Source organism: Pseudorhodobacter sp. W20_MBD10_FR17 (assembly GCF_052119765.1).
In the GTDB taxonomy this organism is placed as follows: domain Bacteria; phylum Pseudomonadota; class Alphaproteobacteria; order Rhodobacterales; family Rhodobacteraceae; genus Pseudorhodobacter.
The window spans coordinates 71,388-96,244 of the sequence record NZ_JBGQOQ010000006.1; the positions used below are offsets into that span (position 1 = coordinate 71,388).

At 57.4% G+C, this 24,857-nt stretch carries 22 protein-coding genes and 1 tRNA gene; 6 read left to right on the forward strand and 17 right to left on the reverse strand.

Annotation, left to right across the window (positions count from 1 at the left end):
* Window positions 1-16 precede the first annotated feature (16 nt).
* The 4 genes from ACEN2J_RS05775 to pgi all read left to right on the forward strand — a co-directional run bounded on the left by ACEN2J_RS05775 (window position 17) and on the right by pgi (window position 6,348).
* Entirely contained in the window at window positions 17-2,374 is a 2,358-nt protein-coding gene (locus tag ACEN2J_RS05775) for a TRAP transporter large permease (RefSeq protein ID WP_442104024.1), read from the forward strand.
* Between the two features lie 234 nt (window positions 2,375-2,608).
* Window positions 2,609-4,063 (forward strand): glucose-6-phosphate dehydrogenase, encoded by a 1,455-nt coding sequence (gene zwf, locus ACEN2J_RS05780; protein ID WP_442104026.1) that lies wholly within the window; start codon window positions 2,609-2,611, stop codon window positions 4,061-4,063.
* A complete protein-coding gene (gene pgl / locus ACEN2J_RS05785; RefSeq protein WP_442104027.1) occupies window positions 4,060-4,731 on the forward strand; it encodes a 6-phosphogluconolactonase in 672 nt (223 codons plus the stop codon). The genes zwf and pgl overlap by 4 nt, the downstream gene beginning before the upstream one ends.
* A gap of 3 nt (window positions 4,732-4,734) precedes the next feature.
* On the forward strand, window positions 4,735-6,348 hold the full coding sequence (gene pgi / locus ACEN2J_RS05790; RefSeq protein ID WP_442104029.1) for a glucose-6-phosphate isomerase: 1,614 nt from the start codon (window positions 4,735-4,737) through the stop codon (window positions 6,346-6,348).
* Between the two features lie 72 nt (window positions 6,349-6,420).
* On the opposite strand, the gene ACEN2J_RS05795 is transcribed toward pgi, so the two are convergent.
* The 10 genes from ACEN2J_RS05795 to ACEN2J_RS05840 all read right to left on the reverse strand — a co-directional run bounded on the left by ACEN2J_RS05795 (window position 6,421) and on the right by ACEN2J_RS05840 (window position 15,181).
* On the reverse strand, window positions 6,421-6,771 hold the full coding sequence (locus ACEN2J_RS05795) for a RidA family protein (RefSeq protein WP_442104031.1): 351 nt from the start codon (window positions 6,769-6,771) through the stop codon (window positions 6,421-6,423).
* A 67-nt stretch (window positions 6,772-6,838) separates the two neighbouring features.
* Window positions 6,839-6,912, reverse strand: a tRNA-Gly gene (locus ACEN2J_RS05800).
* A gap of 226 nt (window positions 6,913-7,138) precedes the next feature.
* Entirely contained in the window at window positions 7,139-7,690 is a 552-nt protein-coding gene (locus tag ACEN2J_RS05805; protein ID WP_442104032.1) for a fasciclin domain-containing protein, read from the reverse strand.
* Window positions 7,691-7,784: 94 nt separating this feature from the next.
* Window positions 7,785-8,450 (reverse strand): anti-sigma factor, encoded by a 666-nt coding sequence (locus ACEN2J_RS05810; protein WP_442104033.1) that lies wholly within the window; start codon window positions 8,448-8,450, stop codon window positions 7,785-7,787.
* Window positions 8,447-8,992: a sigma-70 family RNA polymerase sigma factor gene (locus tag ACEN2J_RS05815; RefSeq protein ID WP_442104035.1), complete on the reverse strand. Its 546-nt coding sequence runs from the start codon at window positions 8,990-8,992 to the stop codon at window positions 8,447-8,449. Before ACEN2J_RS05815 ends, ACEN2J_RS05810 begins: the two co-directional genes overlap by 4 nt.
* Before the next feature lie 38 nt (window positions 8,993-9,030).
* Window positions 9,031-11,070 (reverse strand): ASKHA domain-containing protein, encoded by a 2,040-nt coding sequence (locus ACEN2J_RS05820; RefSeq protein ID WP_442104037.1) that lies wholly within the window; start codon window positions 11,068-11,070, stop codon window positions 9,031-9,033.
* A 128-nt stretch (window positions 11,071-11,198) separates the two neighbouring features.
* The gene (locus ACEN2J_RS05825) at window positions 11,199-12,503 is read right to left on the reverse strand and encodes an HlyC/CorC family transporter (protein WP_442104038.1); all 1,305 of its coding nucleotides are present in this window, start codon (window positions 12,501-12,503) and stop codon (window positions 11,199-11,201) included.
* A gap of 53 nt (window positions 12,504-12,556) precedes the next feature.
* Window positions 12,557-13,492: a tyrosine recombinase gene (locus ACEN2J_RS05830; protein WP_442104039.1), complete on the reverse strand. Its 936-nt coding sequence runs from the start codon at window positions 13,490-13,492 to the stop codon at window positions 12,557-12,559.
* Window positions 13,489-15,057, reverse strand: a complete 1,569-nt coding sequence (locus ACEN2J_RS05835; RefSeq protein WP_442104041.1) for a hypothetical protein — start codon at window positions 15,055-15,057, stop codon at window positions 13,489-13,491. The genes ACEN2J_RS05830 and ACEN2J_RS05835 overlap by 4 nt, the downstream gene beginning before the upstream one ends.
* Complete coding sequence (locus ACEN2J_RS05840; RefSeq protein ID WP_442104043.1) at window positions 15,047-15,181, reverse strand: hypothetical protein; 135 nt, start codon at window positions 15,179-15,181, stop codon at window positions 15,047-15,049. Before ACEN2J_RS05840 ends, ACEN2J_RS05835 begins: the two co-directional genes overlap by 11 nt.
* Window positions 15,182-15,445: 264 nt before the next feature.
* Here ACEN2J_RS05840 and ACEN2J_RS05845 point away from each other — a divergent pair, with 264 nt between their 5' ends.
* Both ACEN2J_RS05845 and aroB read left to right on the forward strand, forming a co-directional pair.
* A complete protein-coding gene (locus ACEN2J_RS05845) occupies window positions 15,446-15,982 on the forward strand; it encodes a shikimate kinase (protein ID WP_442104044.1) in 537 nt (178 codons plus the stop codon).
* Window positions 15,983-15,985: 3 nt separating this feature from the next.
* Entirely contained in the window at window positions 15,986-17,101 is a 1,116-nt protein-coding gene (aroB, locus tag ACEN2J_RS05850; RefSeq protein ID WP_442104046.1) for a 3-dehydroquinate synthase, read from the forward strand.
* Here aroB and ACEN2J_RS05855 read toward each other — a convergent pair.
* The 7 genes from ACEN2J_RS05855 to ACEN2J_RS05885 all read right to left on the reverse strand — a co-directional run bounded on the left by ACEN2J_RS05855 (window position 17,098) and on the right by ACEN2J_RS05885 (window position 24,757).
* Window positions 17,098-17,838, reverse strand: coding sequence for an ABC transporter ATP-binding protein (locus ACEN2J_RS05855; protein WP_442104048.1), 741 nt, complete (start codon window positions 17,836-17,838; stop codon window positions 17,098-17,100). The two genes, aroB and ACEN2J_RS05855, sit on opposite strands and share 4 nt — an antisense overlap.
* Window positions 17,835-18,692 carry an ABC transporter ATP-binding protein gene (locus tag ACEN2J_RS05860; RefSeq protein ID WP_442104050.1) on the reverse strand — a complete coding sequence of 286 codons (858 nt, stop codon included), beginning with the start codon at window positions 18,690-18,692 and terminating at the stop codon, window positions 17,835-17,837. The genes ACEN2J_RS05855 and ACEN2J_RS05860 overlap by 4 nt, the downstream gene beginning before the upstream one ends.
* Window positions 18,692-19,600 carry an ABC transporter permease gene (locus ACEN2J_RS05865; RefSeq protein WP_442104051.1) on the reverse strand — a complete coding sequence of 303 codons (909 nt, stop codon included), beginning with the start codon at window positions 19,598-19,600 and terminating at the stop codon, window positions 18,692-18,694. The genes ACEN2J_RS05860 and ACEN2J_RS05865 overlap by 1 nt, the downstream gene beginning before the upstream one ends.
* 30 nt (window positions 19,601-19,630) lie before the next feature.
* Window positions 19,631-20,689: an ABC transporter permease gene (locus ACEN2J_RS05870; protein WP_442104053.1), complete on the reverse strand. Its 1,059-nt coding sequence runs from the start codon at window positions 20,687-20,689 to the stop codon at window positions 19,631-19,633.
* Window positions 20,689-22,284, reverse strand: coding sequence for an ABC transporter substrate-binding protein (locus ACEN2J_RS05875; RefSeq protein WP_442104054.1), 1,596 nt, complete (start codon window positions 22,282-22,284; stop codon window positions 20,689-20,691). The genes ACEN2J_RS05870 and ACEN2J_RS05875 overlap by 1 nt, the downstream gene beginning before the upstream one ends.
* A 49-nt stretch (window positions 22,285-22,333) precedes the next feature.
* Complete coding sequence (locus ACEN2J_RS05880; RefSeq protein WP_442104056.1) at window positions 22,334-23,395, reverse strand: dipeptidase; 1,062 nt, start codon at window positions 23,393-23,395, stop codon at window positions 22,334-22,336.
* A gap of 144 nt (window positions 23,396-23,539) precedes the next feature.
* Window positions 23,540-24,757, reverse strand: coding sequence for an NAD(P)/FAD-dependent oxidoreductase (locus ACEN2J_RS05885; protein ID WP_442104057.1), 1,218 nt, complete (start codon window positions 24,755-24,757; stop codon window positions 23,540-23,542).
* Between the last annotated feature and the right edge of the window lie 100 nt (window positions 24,758-24,857).

Here is a 24,857-nt window from a genome sequence, read left to right on the forward strand (position 1 = left end):
AAAGGACGGACACCCTATGTTATTCGGACTTGACGGGATCGAGGTCGGCCTCATCATCGTATTTCTGTGCCTGTTTTCGGGCATTATCTCGGGCTTTCCGGTGGCCTTTGCCATCGGTGGCGCGGGGATTATCGCTTTCGGCATCATCGCCATGCTCGACAGCTCTGGCCTGTTGATCCACAACGCGATTGATACCTCGTCGGATGCCTACCGTGCGCTTGTCGCCTCGGGCGTCAACCAGATCGATATTTCGCATTTCCGGTATCCGGACTTGCCGCAGGTTCAGGAAGCGCTGTTCCCGCAAGGTTGGGAAGTGGCGATGGACCGCAATCTGTCGTTCATCGTGAACCGGATGAACGAGCGGGTCATTGCGGGTGCCTCGATTGAGACGCTGTTGGCGGTGTTGATGTTCGTGATGATGGGCATCGTGCTGGAACGCTCGAAAATCGCCAATGATTTGCTGACCACTATGGCACGGGTGTTTGGCCCGCTGCCCGGTGGTTTGGCCGTGGCGGTTGTCGTTGTGGGCGCGTTTTTGGCAGCCTCAACCGGTATTGTGGGCGCGACCGTTGTGACCATGGGTCTGCTGTCTTTGCCCACGATGCTGCGCGCCGGCTATTCGCCGCAACTGGCAACGGGTGTTATTGCGGCCTCGGGGACATTGGGTCAGATCATTCCGCCGTCGATCGTGATCGTGCTTTTGGGCACCATGGCGGGCGATCTGTATGCTGCGGGTCAGGAAATCCGCGCCCAGACTGCGGGCTGCTCGGACGCGCTCACCTATCTTGGGTCGGCTGCGGTTGTCTCGGTCGGCACATTGTTCCAAGCGGCGATTTTGCCGGGTGTTTTGTTGGCTGTGCTTTATGCCGCCTATGCTTTTGGCTATGCTTTGCTGAACCCGTCCAAAGCGCCAGCCGTTCACGTTGAAAGCACTGGCCGGGGTGAGATTATCACCCGCAATGAGGCGACCTTGTGGTTCCTCGGGCTGCCAGTTGCGCTGATCGCAGGTCTGTTCCTGTCGATGCAGGTTAACCTGATCGGCAACCAAGACCTGACGGTTGACAGCTATTCCGATGCTGGCCAAACTGCGTCCTTGCGGACCCGCGTGTCGGATCAGTGTAAAGCCTCGATGATCGAGCTGCACGGTCAGGAAAAGTGGGATGCCGCAGTGGCACAGCAGGCCGATATTGATGCGGCAGGTGGCGTTGCAAAATCGGTTGCGCTGACTGATGCAGAACTGGTGACGGCCCATGCTGATAAGCTCGCATCGCGCGCGCCGATTGGTACGGGTGTCGCGGTCATCTTCTTGCTGTTGGCATTGACGCTGACCACTGCGCGCGGTGTGGCCCCTTCGGCCGATCACCGCCCGATTTGGATCGGCCTTGGCGGTGCAGCCCTTGGTTTGCTTGCCGATGCAGCCTTTATCGCACCGGATGCAACACCGGGCATGACCGTTGTCATTCTTGCGATCCCTCTATTGATGGCATTCTACGGCTGCTACTATGCCGCCGCGATGCTGGCACGCAATGAGCTGATCCGCGTGGTGTTCCCACCGCTGATCCTGATTATTGCGGTGCTGGGGTCCATCCTTGGCGGCATCACCAACCCAACACCCGCAGCAGGGCTTGGGGCAGGCGGGGCGATCTTGTTGGCGGCCTATCGCAAGCTGGGTGATCTGAACAAATCCGGCAGCATTATCGTGATGAGCGCTTTTGCGATTGTCATTATGATTCTTGTCGGCGTGAACTTTGACCTGCGTGTCGGTCTTGGTGTTACCACGACCGAGCAATGGATCGCATGGGGCGTGGCACAAGCCACCTATTCCTTTGCGATGTTCGGTTTGCTCTATGCCTGCTGGGTGTTGTGGCGCAATAAGGTGCTTTCGCCGGTTGTGCGCGAAACTACCAAAGTGACGTCGATGGTGTTCGCAATCCTGATCGGTAGCCAGATCTTGAACCTCGTGCTGATCTCGTTTGGCGGTGAGCATTACATCCAAAGCTTCCTGCGCAGCTTTGACAATGAACTTACGGTGTTCCTGATCGTGATGCTGGTGCTGTTCGTTCTGGGCTTTGTACTTGATTTCCTTGAAATCATTTACATCGTTGTGCCCATCGTCGGCCCCGTTATCTATGGCGGCACGTTCGACCCAAGCTGGGTAACGATCATGATTACGGTCAACCTGCAAACCTCGTTCCTGACGCCACCCTTTGGCTTCGCGCTGTTCTATCTGCGCGGCGTGGCGCCAAAAGAGGTAACAACCGGTCATATCTACCGCGGTGTAATCCCGTTCGTGCTGATCCAAGTGGGGGCATTGCTGTTGCTGTACCTCTTCCCTTGGGTGGTGACGATCGTGCCAAACCTGTTGGCTGGTTAACCCCCCCTCAAGAACGATTATGAAGGCCGCCCCTTATCTGGGCGGCCTTCTTGCTGTGGGGGGCAAGCTTTCCCCAGCGTTATACAATTCATAAAAAATTGTGGTGTTGGCTTAGGCATTTTTTTAAATGAACAGTTCTGTCTTTAACATCTGGGTGCTAGACAGGGGGCGCGTTGCGGGGTAAACACAGTTTCGTTAGCGCTAACAATTCTAGAATACCCAGAGAGGAAGCTCATGGTCTCGCGCGTCATTCCAGTGGATACCTTTGATCTTGTCGTGTTTGGCGGCACCGGAGATTTGGCTCAACGCAAAATCATTCCGGGCCTGTACCGGCGGTTCTGGGCGGGACAAATTCCTGCCGATAGCAATATCATCGGGGCGGCCCGTTCTGATCTTGATGATAAGGGCTTTCAAGATATGGCCCGCGCGGCCATTGCCGAGTTTGTGGCCAAGGATAAATGCGACCCCGAGATGATCGACGCTTTCATCGCGCGATTGGGCTATGTGACCATTGATGCCAAGGGCAAAGACGGTTGGGCTGCGCTGAAAAAGCGGATGCGCCCGAATGTGATTCAGGCGTTTTACTTTTCAGTAGCACCCTCGCTGTTTGGCGATTTGGCCGAACGTCTGCATGACCACAAGATCGCAGGCAAAGACAGCCGCGTTGTCGTTGAAAAGCCCTTTGGCCGTGATCTTGAAAGCGCAAAGGCGTTGAACACCGTGCTGGCCAAACATTTTGACGAAACGCAGATTTACCGGATTGACCATTACCTTGGCAAAGAAACCGTCCAAAACCTGATGGCCGTACGATTTGCCAATATTCTGTTTGAGCCGCTGTGGAAATCTGAATATATCGACCATGTGCAAATCACTGTGGCCGAAACCGTGTCGGTAGACGGGCGCGGCGCCTATTACGATAAATCGGGTGCGATGCGTGATATGGTGCAAAACCATATGATGCAGCTGTTGTGCCTGATCGCGATGGAGCCGCCCTATCACTTTGACCCCGATGCCGTGCGCGATGAAAAGCTAAAGGTTATCCGTGCCTTGGACCCAGTGGCACCCGATGATATCGTGCGTGGCCAGTATTTGGCCGGCAACGGGCAGGGCGGATATGTTGAACATTCCGAAGACCCTGCCAGCAAAACCGAAAGCTATATCGCGCTGAAGGTAAACGTTTCCAACTGGCGCTGGAAGGGGACCCCGTTCTATCTGCGCACCGGTAAACGCCTTCGCGCGCGGGCGTCTGAAATTGCGATCACCTTTCGCGAACCGCCGCATTCGATCTTTGACGATGCCGAGGGTTGGCGCGAAAACGTGCTTGTCATCAGGCTTCAGCCGAATGAAGGTATGAACCTGATGGTGATGATCAAAGAGCCGGGGCCGGGCGGTATGCGTCTGACCCAAGTGCCGCTTGATATGAGCTTTGCCGAGGCGTTGGGCGAAGAGGGTGCAGATATTCCGGATGCTTATGAACGGCTTATCATGGATGTGATCCGTGGCAACCAAACCCTGTTCATGCGCGGCGATGAGGTTGAGGCCGCTTGGGCTTGGACCGATCCGATCATCCAAGGCTGGGAAAAACGCGGTGATAAGCCAAAAGGTTATGACGCGGGATCTTCTGGCCCCGAAGATGCGTTGATGTTGATGCACCGCGACGGGCGGCGCTGGCGGGAGATACGCGAATGAACTTTATCGAATACGCTGATCGCGAAATGCTGATGATGTCGCTGGCCAATAAAATCGCTGGCCAGTTGGGCGATGTCTTGCGGCAAAAAGGGCAGGCAAGCCTCTGTGTTCCGGGGGGTACCACGCCGGGGCCTGTGTTTGATATGCTCTCGGCCACGTCGCTTGATTGGGCCAATGTTGCCGTGTTTTTGAACGATGAACGCTGGGTCGATGAAGACAGCCCACGGTCGAATACACGGCTGTTGCGCCAGCGTTTGCTGCAAAACAACGCGGCAACAGCGCAATTGGTGCCGCTGTATGCGCCGACCGATACCCCCGAAGAGTCGATGGACGCTCTGTCGGCGGGCCTTACCGCGCATTTGCCGATTTCGGTTTTGCTGTTGGGGATGGGGGCCGATATGCACACCGCCTCGCTTTTCCCCGGCGCGGACCGGCTGGAGGAGGCCTTGGCCGATGATGCGCCAAACCTGCTGCCGCTGCGTGCCGATGGCGCGGGCGAGCCGCGGATCACCCTGACCGCGCCAGTGTTGAAAGGCGCGCAACACATCCATATTCTGATTACAGGGGCCGACAAACGTGCCGCCCTTGAGCGTGCAGCCCAGCTGCCCGTTACCCAAGCACCAGTGCGCTGCGTGCTTGCTGATGCAACAATTCACTGGGCGGAGTAAGCTATGAAACAGCAATGGCAGGCGCTTCGGGCGCATAACGCCGATCTTTCCGGCACAAGCATCGCAGCCACGCTGAAAGGTACATCGCGCGCTGCCGATTTCTCGGTGCGTCACGGCGATATGCTGTTTGATTTTTCGAAAACCACCATCGACGCCAAAGCCATGGCGCAGCTGTTGGCCTTGGCTGAAACGGCAGGCGTGGCGCAAAAGCGCGAAGCGATGTTCACAGGCGCCAAGATCAATGAGACCGAAGGCCGCGCCGTTCTGCACACGGCCTTGCGCAATCTGAATGCTGCCGTGATGGTTGACGGCGAAAATGTCATGCCGCCAGTGCGTGCCACCTATGCCCGTATGATAGCCTTTGCCCGCGACATCCGCGAAGGAAAGATCAAGGGCCAAGGCGGCGCCTATACCGATGTGGTGAATATCGGGATCGGTGGGTCGGATTTGGGGCCTGCAATGGCGTATCTGGCGCTGGCACCCTTTGCCGATGGGCCGCGCTGCCATTTTGTCAGCAACGTCGATGGCGCACATATTCATGATACGTTGCGGGGGCTTAACCCTGAAACCACGCTTGTGATTGTGGCGTCAAAAACCTTTACCACCATTGAAACCATGACCAACGCCGAAACCGCGCGGGTGTGGATGGCGGGCAAGGTTACCGATCCTGCAGCGCAGTTTGCAGCTGTGTCCACCTCGGCCGAGAAAACTGCCGCCTTTGGCATTGATGCTGCGCGGGTGTTCGGGTTTGACGATTGGGTCGGCGGGCGGTATTCGATGTGGGGCCCTATTGGTCTGTCACTGATGTTGGCAATCGGACCTGCGGGTTTTGATGATTTTCTGGCCGGTGCCGCCGATATGGACGCGCATTTCCGCCATGCAGCGCCTGCGCAGAACCTGCCGATTTTGCTGGCATTGGTTGGAATTTGGCACAACCAGATTTGCGGCTATACCACCCGCGCCGTGCTGCCATATGACCAGCGCCTGACGCGTCTGCCCGCGTATTTGCAGCAGTTGGAAATGGAAAGTAACGGCAAGCGCGTGTCGATGGATGGCGCCGATCTGGTTGAACAGTCCGGCCCTGTGGTTTGGGGTGAGCCGGGTACAAATGGCCAGCACGCATTTTACCAGTTGATCCACCAAGGAACGCGCGTCGTGCCCTGCGAATTTATCGTGACTCGCCATGGGCATGAGCCCGATTTAGCCCATCAGCACCTGCTGCTGGTCGCGAACTGCCTTGCCCAATCCGAGGCGCTGATGCGTGGCCGCTCTTTGGCCGAGGCGACAGAGATCATGGCGAAAAAGGGCCTGACGGGGGCCGAGCTTGACCGCCAAGCCCGCCACCGCGTGTTCCCCGGCAACCGGCCTTCGACCACGTTGGCAATTCCACAGTTGACACCGTTCACCCTTGGCCAGATCGTGGCCTTGTATGAACATCGGGTATTTGTAGAGGGCGTGATTTTGGGCCTGAACTCATTTGACCAATGGGGTGTTGAGCTGGGTAAAGAGCTGGCCGTGGCCTTGCAGCCGATCCTTGAAGGCAAGGAAACAGCGGCAAATAAGGATGTATCCACGCAGATGCTGGTTGAGTATCTGATGGCGCCAGCCGCGAAATGAAAAAAGGGCGGGTCCTAACGACCCGCCCTTTTCATATCTATGCCCTGAAATGGGGCAAAAGCCGGTTTCAGATTACGGCAAAGCCGCCGTTACGATCACTTCAACCTTATAGGCCGGTGCCGCCAGCTTTGATTCGCCCGTGGCACGGCCCGGTGTGTGGCCCGCAGGGACCCAAGCATCCCAAACAGCGTTCATCTCAGCAAAATCGGCCATATCAGCCAGCCAGATCTGCACCATCAGCATGCGGGTTTTATCGGTGCCAGCGGCCGCCAGAATACGGTCAACCTCGGCCAGACAATCTTGGGTTTGCTGGGTGACGGATGCGCCGGGCGTACCAACTTGGCCAGCCAAATAGACGGTGCCATTGTGAACAACTGCTTCGCTCATACGTGCGCCAACGCCGATACGGGTAATCTCTGCCATGGGATGCTCCTTTTTGCATGCAATGCCACTGACTAGCGCGGGTGGTGCGACATTAAAAGGGGGTGATTGGAGCGGGTGAAGGGAATCGAACCCTCGTATTCAGCTTGGGAAGCTGCTGCTCTACCATTGAGCTACACCCGCATCTCGCGCCCAATTAGGCCAGCCGCACGCCGCCGTCAAGCAGGTTGCGTATCTGATTTTAGCCTGCCCTGCGCAGAGGCGCGTATTTTGTGCAATCGGTACAAACAAACGCCCCCCAGACATAGGTCCGAGGGGCGTTTTGGGGCAGCCGCAATGCCGTCCAATACTCGTTACAGGCTGCACCAATCGGGGCGGGTAGGGAAACGGGGACCCCGCCCCAAACCGATTACATTTTTGGCAGCATAACTGTGTCGATCACATGGATCACACCGTTGGATTGCTTCACATCCGCGATGGTGACGGTGGCGACATTGCCGTTCTCGTCGGTCAATTTCACCATGTCGCCTTCATAGCTGGCCTGCAATATGCAGCCGCCCAGCGTTGGAACAGGGTGCTTGCCGCCATCATCTGCAATCATCTTGTTCAGCGCGTCCAACATCACGGCCTTACCAACCACATGGCAGGTCAAAATCTTGGTCAGCTGCTCTTTGTTTTCTGGCAGGATCAGGGTTTCAACGGTGCCTGCTGGCAGTTTGGCGAATGCCTCGTTGGTGGGGGCAAACACGGTGAATGGGCCCTCAGTTTGCAGCGTATCAACAAGGCCTGCTGCCGTTACGGCGGCCACAAGCGTGGTGTGATCGGCCGAGTTTACAGCGTTTTCAACGATGTTCTTGGTCTCAAACATGGCGGCACCGCCAACCATTGGGTTTTCGGCCAAAGCCATTCCCGACATCAGAGCGAAAGCAGCGGTGAGGGAAGCGATACGTTTGGTCATCATGGTGTTTCTCCGTTTCATCCAAGGGCCAATCCCTTTGGTATGCTCGGAGTTACGGACGCAAACGGGGGAAAGTTTCAGCCCGTCGAAAAAACTTTTAAATTTTTTCGATAACGCCCGTTACCAGTACCGGACCCGTTGGCGCACCTGTCGGCGAACCGCCCGTAGGTTCTAGGCTAACCGCCAGCACCATGCCCGGCGCAAGGCCAGTTGTGGCCAAGGTTTTATCAGCGCCGGTAATCAGGCCCAACGATACGGGTGCTGCATTGCCGACAATCAGCCACAGCTCATGCACACGGCCTGCCTCGGCCGCAGGGCCACCAATGCGGGCAATACGCAGCTCATTGCCGCGCAAGCCCACTTCATAGCGCAGATCGCTGTTTTCAGCCGTGAGTGTGGTCAGGGTGGCAAAGGGCAGGGGCGCGGTTGGTAAATAGACCAGAACTGCCACACCCAATGCCGCCGCAATGGCCGCACCACCAAACCAGCTTTTCCAAAACGCAGATTTTTTCACGGCAGGCGCGGGCACGCCAAACAACTGCGCCTCAATCTTTGGCATCAGGTTCGGGGCGGGTACCTCTGCATAGGCGGCATTGAGCGGCGACAATCGATTTTGCCAACGCTCAACCGCCAGCGCGAAATGCGCATCGCGGCGAATGCGTGTGCTTGCCGCCTCGCGTTCATCCAATGGCAGTGTGCCCAGCACATATTCGGCGGCCAGCAGCTCGGCGTCTTCTTGTTCGGGGATATCACGTTCGGTCATCTGTCCAAACACTCCCTTAAAGCCAGCAAACTGCGGCGCAGCCATGTGCGCATGGTGTTCAGTGGCACGTCAAACTGCGCGGCGAGGTCCTCATAGGACAGCCCCTCAAGATAGGCACCTTGCACAGCGGCGGAACGATCGGGGGCAAGCTCGCTAAAGCATTTGACAGCGCGGCGGGCCTCGCCCTCGGCCATCAGCGATTGCAACACGCCGCGGCTTTTGTCGGCCACCTGCGCCACCGACTCGCCGTCATCATTGTTCGATTGCACGGACCGGCTGCGTAAGCGGTCAATCGCATGATTGCGAGCAATCGTAATCAGCCACGTCATACCGCGGCCTTTGTCTGCGTCAAACCGTTCAGCGCGCAGCCAAACTCTGGTGTAAACCTCTTGCAAAGCATCCTCCGCCTCGGACCTGTTTCCCAAGATACGCAGCAAAACGCCCATAAGTTTCGAAGAGGATGCCGAATAAATAGCCCTAAACGCCGCGCGGTCTTGCGCGGCGATACGGAATAAAAGCTGTGCTATCGGGTCATCTGACATGCTGTGAACTTAGCATTTTCTCGCTGCCCGTCAATCTGTTAGCCGCGCCTGCGCCGACGTCCGCCACCCTCGCTATCGCCGCCGGTGTTAAAGTTAACATCGGGCAGGGTAAGGATAGAAAACAGGTTGGGAAAGCCCTCAACCGCGTTCGGGATGTTCGACGCATTGACGAAATGTTCCTGAAAGCGCGGCTCGATTGCGGTCTCAATCTTGTGGATTTGGCTGACGGTATATTCCACCTCGGCCCGCGCTTTGCGGTTCAGCAGCGCAATCCGCGCCCCCGTACCTGCCGCGTTCCCCGCCGAGGATACTTTATTCAGCGGCACATCGGGGATCATTCCCAAAACCATCGCATGTTTCGGGCTGATATGCGCCCCGAAGGCGCCTGCCAGCACAATGCGGTCTACCGTATCCACACCAAACTTATCCATCAGCAATCGCGCACCCGAATAGAGCGCCGCTTTGGCCATCTGAATTTCGCGAATATCGCGGTTGGTTACGGTGATACGCGGCCCGCCATCGGCACTGCCATCCCAGACCAAATACGAATGCGTGCGCCCGTCTTTGAACACGCGGTCAGACCCAACCTGTTCGGGAGAGCCGATCAGCCCCGGCCCATCGACGATCCCCGCCATGCGCATTTCGGCCACCATCTCAATGATGCCCGAGCCGCAAATGCCGGTGATGCCCGTGGTGGCAATCGCTGCGTCAAAGCCCGCCTCATCTGACCACAGGTCCGACCCGATCACTTTAAAGCGCGGATCTTTGGTCACGGGGTCAATCTCGACCCGCTCAATCGCGCCGGGTGCGGCCCGCTGGCCAGAGCTGATCTGCGCCCCTTCAAAGGCGGGGCCGGTGGGCGAGGAACAGGCCAAAACCTTGGTCGTATTGCCCAAAAGGATTTCCGCATTGGTGCCAACATCAACGACCAACACCAAATCTTTGGACTTTTCGGGTGCTTCAGACAGCGCGACCGCAGCTGCATCCGCGCCGACATGGCCTGCAATGCAGGGCAGAATATAGACCCGCGCCGAGGGGTGCAGCTGCAAATCCAGATCGCGCGCGGTCAGGTGCAGACTGCCCGAGGTGGCCAGCGCAAACGGCGCTTGGCCCAGCTCATACGGGTCAATCCCCAAAAACAAATGGTGCATCACAGGGTTGCAGACGAACACCGCATCCATGATCAGGCCTTTATCGATGCCTGCCTCATCGGCGATATTGGTAAACAGCGTGTTCATGCCCGCACGCACGGCGGCGGTCATTTCTGCTGCCCCCGTTTCATTCATCATTGAATAGCTGACGCGGCTCATCAAATCCTCACCAAAGCGGATTTGGGGGTTCATCAGGCCGGATGAGGCCAAGACCTCGCCCGAACGCAGATCGCACAAATGCCCCGCGATGGTGGTCGACCCCAGATCAACCGCAACGCCGTAAATCGTGCCTTCATACAGGCCGGGCCACAGGTGCATAATGCGCGGAGTTTCGTCGTCACGCTCACGGTGCAGGGCGACTGTGACTTTCCATTCGCCCTTGCGCAGGGTGGTTTGCAACCGCGTTAGAACCGACAGGTCGGCGCGCACGGCCTCAACCTGCCACTGGTCACGCAGTGCCATCGACAGACGTTCAAAATCGCCCGAAGGGTCGTGCATATCGGGTTCAGTGACCTCGACATAATGCAGCGTAACGGATGGGTCGAGGTTGATTTGCCGCGCCTCGGCCCGTTTGCGAATGACTTGCTTATGCACTTGGCTTTCGGGCGGCACGTCAATAACAACATCGCCTTGCACCTTGGCCTGACAGCCCAACCGCCGTCCGTCAATCAAACCGCGTTTGGATTTGTAACGCTCTTCAACCGCGTTCCATTCCGACAGCGCACCTTCGGAGACTGTCACGCCGTGTTTGGCAAATTCGCCATAGCCGGGGCTGATTTGGCATTTGGAACAAATACCGCGGCCACCGCACACAGAGTCCAGATCAACCCCTAACTGCCGCGCAGCGGTTAAAACCGGCGTTCCCAGCGCGAAACGTCCGCGCTTGCCCGAGGGGGTGAAAATTACCAATGCGTCTTGGGTGGTCATAGCTTATCCTTACTTTGTCCCACATCGTTCTAGGCTGTGGCGTGGCCGTTTCAATGCCATAAAGCGGCAATTCACATGCTAGTTTCGCCGCAATCATCCGGCGGGCACATCAGACGTATGAAATTGGGCTAAAGCGGGCGGATTTTCAGCATGGTGATGCGGTTTTCCTTGCGCGACACCACCTCAAACCGGAAGCCGTGAAAGCTGAACACTTGGCCCTCATTCGGGATCAACTGCGCCTCGTGGATCACAAAACCCGCCACCGTATTGGCCTCATCATCGGCAAGGCCCCAATCGGTGATCCGGTTCAAATCGCGGATCGTCATTGCGCCTTCGACGATGTAATCGCCCGCATCGGTGCGCGCCAGCGCGTGGTCTTTTTCCACCACGTCAAACTCGTCACGGATTTCGCCGACGATTTCCTCTAGAATATCCTCAAGCGTGATCAACCCGCGCAACGCGCCGTATTCATCAACCACCAGTGCAAAATGCGTGCGGCGTTTCAGAAACTGCCGCATTTGTTCATCAAGCGGCGTGGTATCGGGAACGAAATAGGGCTTCATCGCGACCTTAAGAATGTCGAGATCGGTCAGCTTGGCAATCCGGCCCGCCCCTGTGCGTAGCAGCTTATCCACCTCGCGCAGCAGGTCTTTGGCATGAACCACGCCCAAAATGTTTTCGTCATCTCCGCGGTAAACCGGCAGGCGCGTATGCGGCGAGGCAAGAACTTGGCTCAGAATATCACCGGGCGATTTTTCGGCGTCGATCATCTCAATCTCGCGCCGGTGACGCATGATTTCCTCAACCGTGCGGTCGTTAAGGTCGAGCGCGCCCAGCAGGCGGTCACGGTCTTCTTTTTCCACCGAGCCTTCGGAATGGCCTAATGCGATGGCGCCAGCAATCTCTTCTCGCATTGCCAAAATATTACTGTTGGGGTCGGTGCGCACGCCGAACATGTACAAAATCCCACGCACCAAGACGCGCACCAAATTCACCACAGGAGAAAAGATCGGGATGATCAGGCCGATCACAGGGGCCACCCGCGCTGCGGCCGATTCTGCATTGGTAATGGCATAGGTCTTGGGCAGCACCTCTGCAAAGATCAGCACAAGGGCTGTCATCACAAGCGTGGCGAGTGCGACACCGTTTTCGCCAAACATCCGTGTCATCAACGCCGTCGCCAAGGAGGCCGACAAAATATTCACCACGTTATTGCCCAGCAGCAACGCGCCGATCAGCTTTTCGCTATCATCCGTCACCTTTAACGCGGCGGCAGCACCAGATGACCCGCGATCGGCCTGCGACCGCAGTTTTCCGCGTGACGCCGCCGTAAGCGCGGTTTCTGACCCTGAAAAGAACGCAGACAGCACCAACAGGCCCAGAATTCCGCACGCTGTCAGCCAAAACCCTGTGTCAAAAATACTCTCGCTCACGTCTCATTCCTCATCTTCTCGGCTTTATCGTTTAGGTCCCCAAGCGCGGCAACTCAGCCTTTGCGCGCCAAGGGGTGATGGTTCAGCACCAGTGCTTTTAGATGGTCATCCAGCACATGTGTATAGATTTCGGTTGAAGACAAATCGGCGTGTCCCAAAAGCGTTTGGATAACCCGCAAATCGGCACCACCTGCCAGCAAATGCGTGGCAAACGCATGGCGCAAGGTGTGGGGGGTGACAAAGGTAGGGTCCAGCCTTGCCTTTAGGGCGATTGCCTTCAGCAGCACGAAAAACTGTTGCCGCGTCAAATGCCCCGCCGCCCCGCGCCCTGGAAACAAAAACTTTGACGGCTTTGCGCCTTTGGCCAACCCAGCCGCCTCGGCCGCGTCGCGTAGCCGCAACCATTCGGCCAATACGGCCTTGGCGGGGGGTGACAGCGGCACCATGCGTTCCTTACCACCCTTACCGCGTACCAAAATCATCGCAGGCCCACCACGCGCCGCCGCAACAGGCAGTTCAACCAGTTCGGATACCCGCATGCCCGTCGCATAGATCAGTTCGACCAAACAGCGGTTGCGCGTGGCCTCATCTTGGGTGCGGCCAGTGCTTGGGGCGGCGGCAAGCAGCGCCTCGACCTGCGCCAGATCGAGCGTTTTGGGCAGGGTTGCCGCTTTTCCGGGGCCTTTGATGCGCAGGCCGGGGTTATCCTCGCGCCAGCCTTCTTCAAAGGCAAAGCGAAACATCTGGCGAATGGCTGAAAGCCTGCGCGCGCGGGTTGCTTTGGACAGGCCCTGTGCATCGCAAAAAATCAAATAGGCCTCTATGTCACCGCGATCTGCGGTTTTGAAAGTGCCGGATCGCGCCTCTAACCACGCGCCAAAATCAACCAGATCGCGGCCATAGGCCAGCCTTGTATTGCGGGCGGCGTCCAGTTCGGCGGCCATCGCCTCAAGGAATACCGAAACCCAACGTGCATGTTCGGCGTTCATCCGCGCCGCTCCAACAGCATCAGCTCGAGCGAGGTGCGCCGTGCAAGGTCTTCCAGCCCGACTTGGCGAAACAGGGCCAAGCCTTCCGTCACACCGCGCAAATCGCCGTTTACGCCCCGTTGGATTGAATCCACCGCATGCAAAATCGCCTCGCCCAACCGATTTTCTGCCAACAGCGCCAACAAATCGGCAGGCGGGGCAGGGCGCACAAACGCAGGCGCAATCGCGCGGGCCAGGCTGTTGGGCGGCGTCACCCCTTGCAAGTTGCCTTTGGCCAAACCGATCAAGAACGCCTCTGTGGTATCTGCGGCGGTCCGGCTATTGGCCGCTTGCTCATAGCGCGATGACAACAGCTCGATCTTGAACGCCAAGGCACCGGCCGCGTCGGTCAGTGGCAAGCGCATCAGGCGTTCTGAAAATAGCTCGGCAAAGGGCACTTCAAGGCCCGCCTGTTCCATCATCAGCCACGCATTGGGCAGACTTTCGGCAACAGCGCCCGGATCTGCGGCCTGAAGGGCCGTGTCAAACCGCTGAAACGCCTCTACACGGTCCCAGACGCCGCCGGATGCCGCAGGCAACCGTTGTGTATAAATGCCAAGCAAGGCATTCGGGTCCAGCACCGAGGCGCGCCCCAGTCGCTCTGCGGCTTCTAGCTGTGCCTTCCAACCGGCGGTTTCCCGCAATTCAGCATGGGAAAACGCAAGCGGTAGCGGTGCGGTGGGCAGTCCCTCGCCAATCGCCTCAAGCATCCGCCACGCCAAGGGCGTCACAGGCGAGGGCGGCTCTAACGGCGGCTCGCCCTCATATAAATCGGGGTCCAAAAACCGCGATAACAACGCATCATCTGACGCGTCAACATAGCCCAAGGCCTGTGCCATCCGCAGCGTTAACGCACCGCCTGCCCAATCGCCCGCCCGTGCAAGGCAAAAGATCCGCGCGGGGTAGGTTGGTGCCAAATCCGGCGTCTCACGCAAATAGGTGCAGGCCTCATCCTCTTGGCCCGTCAGCATGGCAATATCAAAATAGCGGCGAAAAATGTCAGGCGGCATCTTGCCCGAGGATTTGACCAGCGCGTCCGCCTCATTCAACGCGCCCATTTCCAGCAGCTTATCAATCCGCGCGCGCAGCAAAATGCCGCGCCCACCGGCATCGGCAGGGGCTGCCGATTGTGCCAGCATCAGGGTCATCAACACCCGCTGCAAAGACGGTAGGGAATCATCGCGCTTTTGCGAAATGAGGGCGGCGATCTTCTCGGTTTCGCCAAGGCCCCAAATATCGTTTGGCAGGCCTGTCACGCGGGGCGGCAAAATTCCGGCAGCATCGGGTGACGGCCCGCCCAAAACCGACACGATGACGTTTTTGGGAATGGCCCCGCCCGCGCCTGTCACCTTGGGTTCCGTAGGCGCAAGCGGTTGTGCAGGCGTCGAGACAGAGCTGGACAGCCAGTCGATCGCCGACATGGGGGCCTCGGCCGCCGCTGAAACAGGTGTCAGGCCCAGCCCCGTAACCAATGCACACAGGCGCCAAATTGGGCTGCCCGATGTTATATTGGCGTCACTGGCCATCCAAGACCACCGGTTTGGTCACAATTTGTTGTTGTGGTGACAAATCCCCAAAATAGGCAAAGCCAGCCAAGGCGATAAACCCCAAAATCACTAATAATGCCAAGCTTTTGAAAATAAATGTCATGCCATCGCCTTCTTGCCCAAGCCATTAATGCCAGATTCTCCCTTTGATTTGGGCACTTGTCCCCCAAAATCAACGGCGTTCCGGTCTTTCATACTCGACTATACACGCATTTATAGCCGACTTCACGCCCCCGCGCAAAGTTTTGCGCGAGAAAGGCAAGCCATTGCTGAATTTCCCCTCACAAGCACCGCACACGGGCTGGACACTCGGCAACTTGGACCGTTATTGGGTAGAGAGGCAATTCGCGTAAAGGTGGCGTTTGGGATGAGGCTGCAGAAATCCGTCGTTTTGGTTGGCATGATGGGGGCGGGTAAAACCGCCGTCGGCACGCAACTTGCGCGGGTTTTGTCTGTGCCTTTCATTGATTCAGATGATGCCATTGTCGCCGCCGCCAATCGCAGTATTGCCGAGATTTTTGAGCGCGACGGCGAGCCGTTCTTTCGCCAAAAAGAAACGCAGGTGATCGGTCGGCTGCTGGAAGGCCCGCCTTGTGTGCTGTCTACCGGCGGGGGCGCGTTTATGTCACAGCACAACCGGCAGATGATCGCAGCCCAAGGTGTTTCGGTTTGGCTTTGCGCCGATCTAGATTTGCTGTGGCAACGTGTGCGGCACAAAACCACCCGTCCATTGTTGCGCACCCCTAACCCGCGCGCCACGCTGAAAGAGATTTATGATCAGCGTGTGCCGGTTTACGCGCTGGCCGATCTAAAGGTCGATTCAGCGCCCGAACTGTCTATCGACGATATGGCACACAGGGTCCGTGAGGCGTTGCTGACACGGCCCGATGTTTTAGAGGTATAAAAGATGCAAACCGATATCGTCAGGGTCGAACTTGGGTCGCGCAGCTATGATGTCCGCATCGCCGATGGTCTGATTGATCGGGCCGGGGCAGAGATTGCGCCATTTTTACGCCGCCGTCGTGCTGCGATTGTTACCGATGAAACCGTGGGCGCGTTGCATTTGGCACGGCTTCAGGCCGCGCTTCTTGCCCATGGGATTGAAAGCACAGCGCTTGCCTTGCCGCCGGGTGAGGGCACCAAGGCCTGGCCGCAGTTTTCGCGCTGTGTCGAATGGCTGCTGGACCAAAAGGTCGAACGCAAGGATTTGGTGATCGCCTTTGGTGGCGGGGTGATTGGTGATTTGGTCGGGTTTGCGGCGGCGGTGTTGCGGCGCGGTGTGGGGTTTGTGCAAATCCCGACATCGCTGCTGGCCCAAGTCGACAGCTCGGTCGGGGGCAAAACCGGTATCAACGCCCCGCAAGGCAAAAACCTGATCGGTGCGTTTCATCAACCGACGTTGGTGCTGGCCGATATCGGCCTTTTGGGCACGCTGACCCCGCGCGATTTTCTATCGGGTTACGGCGAGGTGGCTAAATACGGGCTGCTGGGTGACGAGGCGTTTTTCACTTGGCTGGAAACCAACGGCCCCGCGCTGGCCGCAGGTGATGTGACTGCGCGCCAATATGCCGTGAAACGCTCGGTTGAAATGAAGGCCGAAATTGTCGCCCGCGATGAGACCGAAGAAGGCGACCGCGCGTTGCTGAACCTTGGCCACACCTTTTGCCACGCGCTGGAACACGCCACCGGCTTTGGTGACCGTTTGCTGCACGGCGAAGGCGTGGCAGTAGGCTGTGCGCTGGCGTTTGAGTTAAGCATGCGTTTAGGCCTGTGCAGCCAAGAGGCGCCAAGCCGTGTGCGGGCGCATTTGCGCACAATGGGGATGAAGGTGGATATCGCCGATATTGAGGGCGACTTGCCGTCAGCCGAGGGACTGCTGGCCCTGATGGGGCAGGATAAAAAAGTTGTCGATGGTCAGTTGCGCTTTATCCTGTCGCGCGGCATCGGCAGCAGCTTTGTTGCCGCCGATGTGCCGTCAGATGCGGTACTGACCCTGCTGCAAGACGCGATGCGGGGGCGCTAAACGGACGCTGCCAGAAGGCTTTGCGAATAGGGGTGCGTGGCCTCCATCCGGCGCAGGGTGCCCACGCCCATCACCTCGACAATCTCGCCGCCCTTCATCACGGCAAGCCGTTCGCACATGTGGCCAACGACCGACAGGTCATGCGACACCATCACATAGGTCAGGCCGCGATCACGGCGCAGGTCGACCAGCAGATTCAAAATCTCGGCTTGCACGGAAACATCCAAGGCACTGGTCGGCTCGTCCAGCAACAGCAACTCCGGTTCGGGTGCCAAAGCCCGTGCGATCGCCACCCGTTGGCGCTGCCCGCCTGACAACTGATGCGGATAGCGAAACCGGAACTTTTGCCCAAGGCCCACATCATCCAGCAGCTTGACCACCCGCGCGTCGATATCGCTAAACCCATGCAAATGCAGGGTTTCGCCCAAGACCTGATCCACCGAATGGCGCGGATGGAGTGAGGCATAGGGGTCTTGGAATACCATCTGCACGGTTTTGTAGAACGCCTTTGGCCGGACCTTGCCCAGCTCTAATCCATCCACAACCATCCGCCCCGACCACTTTGGGGCCAGCCCCGAAATCGCGCGCAGAATGGTCGATTTGCCCGACCCACTTTCGCCCACAAGGCCAAAGCTTTCGCCCCGCGCCACGGTGAAACTGGCACCTTTGACAGCATCAACACGGTCGCGGCCATGACCAAACCAGACGTTCAGCTTTTCAATCTCTAACATGCTCATATCCGGCCACTCACGCTTGGCGCTTCTGACCACGCGGGGTCACGCTTTAACACTTCCAAGTGGTCACGCGGCGCGTCCAGTCGGGGCAAAGAGTTTAACAAGCCTCGCGTATAAGGGTGTTTGGCCTCGTGCAATTTATCCGCCTCACAAATTTCAACAATCCGGCCTGCATACATAATCAGCACGCGATCACAGAAATCGGCGACCAAGTTCAAATCATGGCTGATAAAGATCAGCCCCATGCCGCGGGTTTTGACCAGCTTATCCATGATGTCCAAAACCTGCCGCTGCACCGACACATCCAGCGCGCTTGTCGGCTCATCCGCGATCAGAATTTCGGGGTTCGGGATCAGCATCATCGCGATCATAATCCGCTGGCCCATCCCACCCGACATCTCATGCGGGTAGGCGCGCATCACGCGCTCGGGGTCGCGGATCGACACCGCCTCAAGCATTTCCAATGATTTGGCATAGGCATCGGCATGGCTTACCTTGTTGTGCTGACGATACGCCTCAATGATCTGGTTGCCGATGCTCATCACAGGGTTCAGTGAAAACTTGGGGTCTTGCATGACCATTGAGATGCGCTTGCCGCGCACGGCCCGCATTTCCTTTTCCGACTTTTTCATCAAATCATCACCGTGAAGGCTGATCTGCTTGGCCTCAACAATCCCCGGCGGGCGGATCAGGCGCAATATCGCGCGGCCGGTCATCGACTTGCCCGACCCGGATTCGCCCACAATCCCCAGCCGTTCGCGGCCCAGCGTGAACGACACGCCGCGCACGGCATCAAACACCCCGTGGCGCGATGGAAACTTGACCCAAAGGTCCTCTACATCAAGTAAGGTTTCCATCATTCACCGCCTTTCGGGTCAAGCACATCGCGCAACCCGTCACCCAGCAGGTTGAAAGCCAAAGACACGGTAAAAATCGCCAGTCCGGGCATGGTGGCAACCCACCAATGGTCCAAAATAAAGCGCCGCCCTTCGGAAATCATAGCGCCCCATTCCGGGCTGGGGGGCTGCGCGCCAAGGCCAAGGAAGCCAAGGCCAGCCGCTGCCAGAATAATGCCAGCCATATCGAGCGTGACGCGGACAATCAGCGATGAGATACACAAGGGCCAAATGTGGCGCGTGATAATCCGCATCGCACCTGCGCCTTGCAACTGGATGGCCGAGATATAATCAGCGGCGCGAATGGTCAGCGTTTCGGCCCGCGCAATCCGCGCATAGGGGGGCCATGCGGTCAAGGAAATCGCCAGCACAGCGTTTTCAATGCCAGCCCCCATCGCCGCCACAAAGGCCAGCGCCAGAACCAGCCGTGGAAAGGCCAGAAAGATATCGGTGATGCGCATCAACACAACATCAACCCAGCCGCCAGCATAGCCCGAAACCGTGCCGACCAGCAGCCCGACGACAGGCGCAATCAGCGCCACCAGTGCTACGATATACAGCGTAATCCGGCTGCCATAGATCAGACGTGACAGGATATCACGCCCCAAACTGTCGGTGCCAAAGATATGGCCATCGGTGCCCAAAGGCGCCAAACGGTTGCCCAAATCTTGTACAAACGGGTCGTGCGGGGCCAATAGCGGCGCGAATAGCGCAATCCCCACCAAGGCCAGCAGAATCCATAAGCCAATCATCGCCATCGTGTTGCCTTTGAACGACAGCCAGCCATGATACAGCGCAGAAAATTTCGCATGTCTGCGCGATGTTGGGGTGTCGGTCAGCAGCCATTGCCGCAAAGTTTGCTCGGCCATTACTTAGCTCTCTTCTTATTTCGCACGGTTCTATTTGGCACGGGGGTCAAAAAACTTGTACAGCAGGTCGGAAAATATGTTCAGCAAGATGAACACAAGGCCAACCACAACCGTACCGCCCAAAACCGCATTCATATCAGCCGACAGCAGCGCCGTGGTGATATAGCTGCCAATCCCCGGCCAGCTAAAGATAATCTCGGTCAGAACCGATCCTTCGAGCAGCCCTGCATAGGACAGCGCAATGACGGTGATCAACTGCACCCGAATGTTGCGAAATGCGTGTTTCCAGACCACATCCCATTCCGACATGCCTTTGACGCGGGCGGTGGTGATGTATTCCGCGCTCATCTGTTCCAGCATGAAACTGCGGGTCATCCGGCTGATATAGGCCAGGCTGTAATACCCCAGTAAGGATGCGGGCAAAACGATGTGGCTGAACGCGTCTTTCAGCACTGTCCAGTTCCGGTCAAGGATACTATCGACGAGGATCATGCCTGTGACGGATGGCACGACATCTTCATAGAAAATACCCACACGCCCCGGCCCGCCAACCCAGCCGAGCATGCCGTAAAACACCAACAAGCCCATCAGACCCAGCCAGAAAATCGGCATCGAATAGCCCACAAGTGCCACAACGCGGGCCACTTGGTCTATCCACGATCCTTTGCGTACAGCGGCACCAACGCCCAAAGGCACGCCAAGGAAAATTCCAAAAAACACGCCCAACGTGGCCAGTTCCAGCGTCGCCGGAAACACGCGTTTGATATCTTCGGAAACGGGCCGCGCGTTCAGCAAAGACATGCCGAAATCGCCGTGCATCACATCCCAAAGGTAATAGGCAAACTGTACGACCACGGGTTTGTCCAACCCAAGTTGCAAGTATACTTCATTATAGGTGGATTGAGAGGCGCGTTCGCCCACAATCGCAAGCACCGGGTCAATCGGCATAACCCGCCCAATGACAAAGGTGATGAACACCAAGCCCAGCATAGTGACGGCAATAGACCCGACAGTTTTCAACGTGCCGGTCAGCCAAAGGGGAAGAGGCGCACGATTGCGCGCCCCCCCGTCATCATTCGTCAAAGCCATTATTTAGTGACTTTTTTGTAGTCAGCCGAACTGATCGCTTCACCCGTGGTAAAGTTTTTCACGTTGTCGCGCACGCCATCCTGTTCGATCTGTTGGAACATGATCACAAACGGCGAGGTTTCGCGGAATTTCGCCTGAATCTCTTGATACAGCGCAATCCGCTTTTCGGTGTCGCCTTCGGTCACGGCGGCGTCGGTCAATGGTGTCAAGCCATCGGTATCCCAGCCCAAACGCCATGCGAGCAGGCCGGTTGCTTTGGCCTCAAGGCTGTTGTCTGGGTTATAGGCAAAGGTGCCCGCGTTGGTTTGTGGATCTGGGTAATCCGGGCCCCAAGCTTCCAGCGACATATCCAATTCACGCGCGCGGTAGCGGTCAAGGATCTGCTTGCCGGTGCCGACAGTGATGTTCACCTTAACGCCTGCCTGTGCGGCGGTGTTTTGGAACGATTGCGCAATCTCGATCCGTTCTTGCGCCTCACGCACGCCAACCTCGATTTCAAGGTTTTCAACGCCGGCTTCTTTCAGCAGCTCCTTGGCCTTTTCGATGTTCAGGCTGTAAGGGTTTTCATTTGACGCGCCCAAGTATGTTGCAGGCAAGAAGTTCTGGTGTGTGGTGTACTGACCATTCAGGAAGCTGTTTTGCATGCCTTCATAATCAACCAGATACTTGAACGCCTCACGCACCTTTGGCTTGGATAGAACGGGGTGCGTCTGGTTCAGGCCCAGATACATCAAGCGGCCTTTCAGCTCTTCTTGAATAACGACGCCTTCGGCAGACCGCACACCGGCCACATCTTCGGGGTTAAGGTTGCGGGCCACGTCAATATCGCCGGCCTCAAGCAGTAAGCGCTGGCTGGCGCTTTCTTGGACGTGGCGCACGATAACGCGCTCCATCGCAGGCTTGCCGCCATAATAGCCGTCATAGGCTTGCAGGGTGACCGACTCGTTTGGCTTCCAGCTGACCAGCGAATAGGGGCCAGAGCCTGCCGAGTTGGTCGCAAGCCAAGCATTGCCCATGTCACCATCGGCCTCGTGCTCCATCGCGGTTTTCATATCAACAACCGAGCCGATTGTCGCGGTCAGGCAGTTCAACACGAACGAGGTCGCATAGCGCTTGTCTGTGGTGATGGTCAGCGTGTTGCCTTCGGCCTTGATCATCTCTTTGACGTTTTCAGGCGTGAAACCAAACTGGGTCAAAATGAACGCAGGGGTTTTGTTCAGCAAAACGGCGCGCTGCAGCGACCAAGCGGCATCTTCGGCGGTCACCGGGTTGCCGGATTGGAATGTCACACCTTCACGCATTGTAAAGGTGATGGATTTACCATCCTCGGACACGGCCCAACTTTCGGCCAAGTCAGGCACATAGCCTTTGTCATAAGCAAGCGGGTCAAAGTTGACCAGCTTGCTATAGATGTTTTGGTTCACGTCCGAGCCTGCAAATTCAAAGCTTTGCGCAGGGTCCATCGTGGTGATGTCGTCAATCCGGTTGGCAACAACCAGCATATTCGCCGGTGTTTCGGCATAGGTGGCCACGGACGTAAAGCTAAGCGCCACAGCCATCGTGGCACCCGCAAGTGTGTTTTTCCAAATCGTCATAATATAGACCTCTCTGTTGATTAGCATTTCTTCGGGGCAGGGCAGGGGTTCAGGCCCCCCAGGTTTTCTCCAGCACCCGAAGCCAGTTCTCATGGCAAAGCTTGGCAACCAAGCTTTCACCATATCCGTGTTCGACCATCGCCGCGCGCAAAGCAGGCAGGCCCGCACAACTCGTTACATCCTCGGGTACAACGGCGCCGTCGTAATCCGACCCAAGACCGACACGATCCTCACCGACCTGTTCGATCAGATGGTCCAGATGCCGCAACATCTGCGTTAGCGGCACATCTGCCAGCATCTTGCCATCATCTCGCAAGAAAGCCACAGCAAAGTTTAGGCCGACCATGCCGTCACTTTCGCGAATTGCCGCCAATTGTTTGTCGGTCAGGTTGCGCGAATGGGGGCAAATGACATGGGCGTTGGAGTGGGTGGCCACCAAAGGCGCATCCGAAAGCTGCGCGACATCCCAGAAACCAGCCTCATTCAAATGCGACAGATCAAGCATGATTTTCAGCTCGTTACAGCGTTTGACCAGCCGCACACCGGCCTCGGTCAAGCCGCCACCAATATCGGGGCCGCTCGGGTAGCGAAACGGCACGCCCTCGCCGAAAATAGTCGGGCGGCTCCACACGGGGCCAATAGACCGCAGGCCCGCTTGGTGCAGCACATCAAGTGTGTGCAGGTCGGCGTCAATGCCCTCGGCACCCTCAATGTGATAGATCGCGGCCATGACGCCCGCTGCCATCGCCGCGCGAATATCGGCAACTGTGCGGCAAATTTTCAACGCGCCGATGCGCTCCATCTCAAACAGAATCGCCGTTTGTGCCATGACGACCGGCGCCGCATCGGCCCAATCGATCGCATCGGGCAACACCAGTTGGTATTCCGGCTTGGTCATTTCCTCAAACTTCAGGGTCAGATCTGTGGGCGAGGGCACATAGACCGCGAAAAACCCGCCTGCAAACCCGCCTGCCTTGGCCGAGGGAACATCAACTGCACCAGGGCAGCCCGTCAGAAAACTTTTCGCCGCAGACACCCCGCCCGCGCGGTAGAGTTTCAGCAAGACGTCATTATGGCCGTCAAAAATCAGTGGGTGCAGCTGTTGCGACAAATCATGCCCTCCGTGACAATTGACGACAGGCTATCGCTTTTTTTCGCTTACGCCAGACCCAACTGCGCATTTTTATGACCTAATGGTAAAAAAACTGGCAGGTTACTTTGGGTAAAGCGCGATTTTGCTTAATTTTCAGACAGTTCAGATGATTGCATTTTCCACATAGGCGGCACCCCGCGCGATACGATCAAACCCAAGTGGTGACAGATCAAGGCTACGGTAGGCGCCATAGGTCACCCACTCGGCCAGGCCCCGCCCCATCGCAGGCGATTGCTGCAAGCCATGGCCTGAAAATCCGTTTAGGAACAAAAAGTTCGACAGATGATCATGCGGCCCGATGATCGCGTTTTGGTCAAGCGTGTTCAGATCATACTGGCCAACCCATTCGCGCATCACCTTGATCGCTTCAAACTGCGGAATGCGCGCGGCAATCACCGGCCAAATGTGGTTTTCCCATAAGCCATGGTCCAATTCGAAATCGTTAAAATCTACGGCGGGGTCAAAGTCGCTGTGCCCGCCGGCCATGTAGCTGGCTTTGCCATCTTGGCGGAAATGCACGCCGGACGGATCAATGGTCAGGGGCAAAGGGCGGTCCAGCGGCTGCACGGCGGTGAAAACCCAAGTATGGCGTTTGCGCGGCTCGATCGGAATGTCTATCCCCGCCATCGCCGCTGTTTTGGCTCCGCGCGTGCCGGACGCATTCACCAAATGGCCACAAGAAATCACCTGCCCCGAGGCGAGCGTCACGCTGTCGACCCGCGCGCCATTGGCAGACCTGTTGATCGCCACCACCTCATTTGCGATATATTCTGCCCCATTCCGCCGCGCTTGGCGTCGGAACATATCAAACAGCGTGATGCCGTCGAAATAGCCCTCATCGACGGTGTTCAGGCTGCCCAGCACCAAATCATCCACCGCGTAAAACGGGTAGGCGGCTTTGATGTCTTCGGGCGAGAGCAGCTGCGTCCCCGCACCTGCCGCCACTTGCACACGGTGGCTGGCGCGCAGCACATCGGCAAAGCGGGGTGTATCGGCCAGATACATATAGCCAAAATTCTGGATTTTCAGCTTTGGTGCCTCGGCCCCCATAAACCGCGGCAAATCTTGCACGAACGCCGCCCCGAATTGCGAGATTTCAACATTCAGGGCCGTTGAAAACTGCTGCCGAATGCAGGAATTGGTGTGCGAGGTCGCGGCATGGGCATAGGTCGGGTCGCGCTCGATCACCAAAACCGTGCCATCAAAATCGGGGGTGTTGGTTAAAAACCACGCGGCAGATGACCCCATGATCGCACCGCCCACGATGACAACATCATAAGACATGCGCAGCGGCGCTTCTTGCTGTGCGATGTTTGCCATTTTGATCCCCAGAGGTTGCGATACTCAAAGTTACAGCGCCTTGCCCATGCGAATGCAAGCTTAATTGCGCCGATTTGACGGTCCGTCCTGACAAACGAAA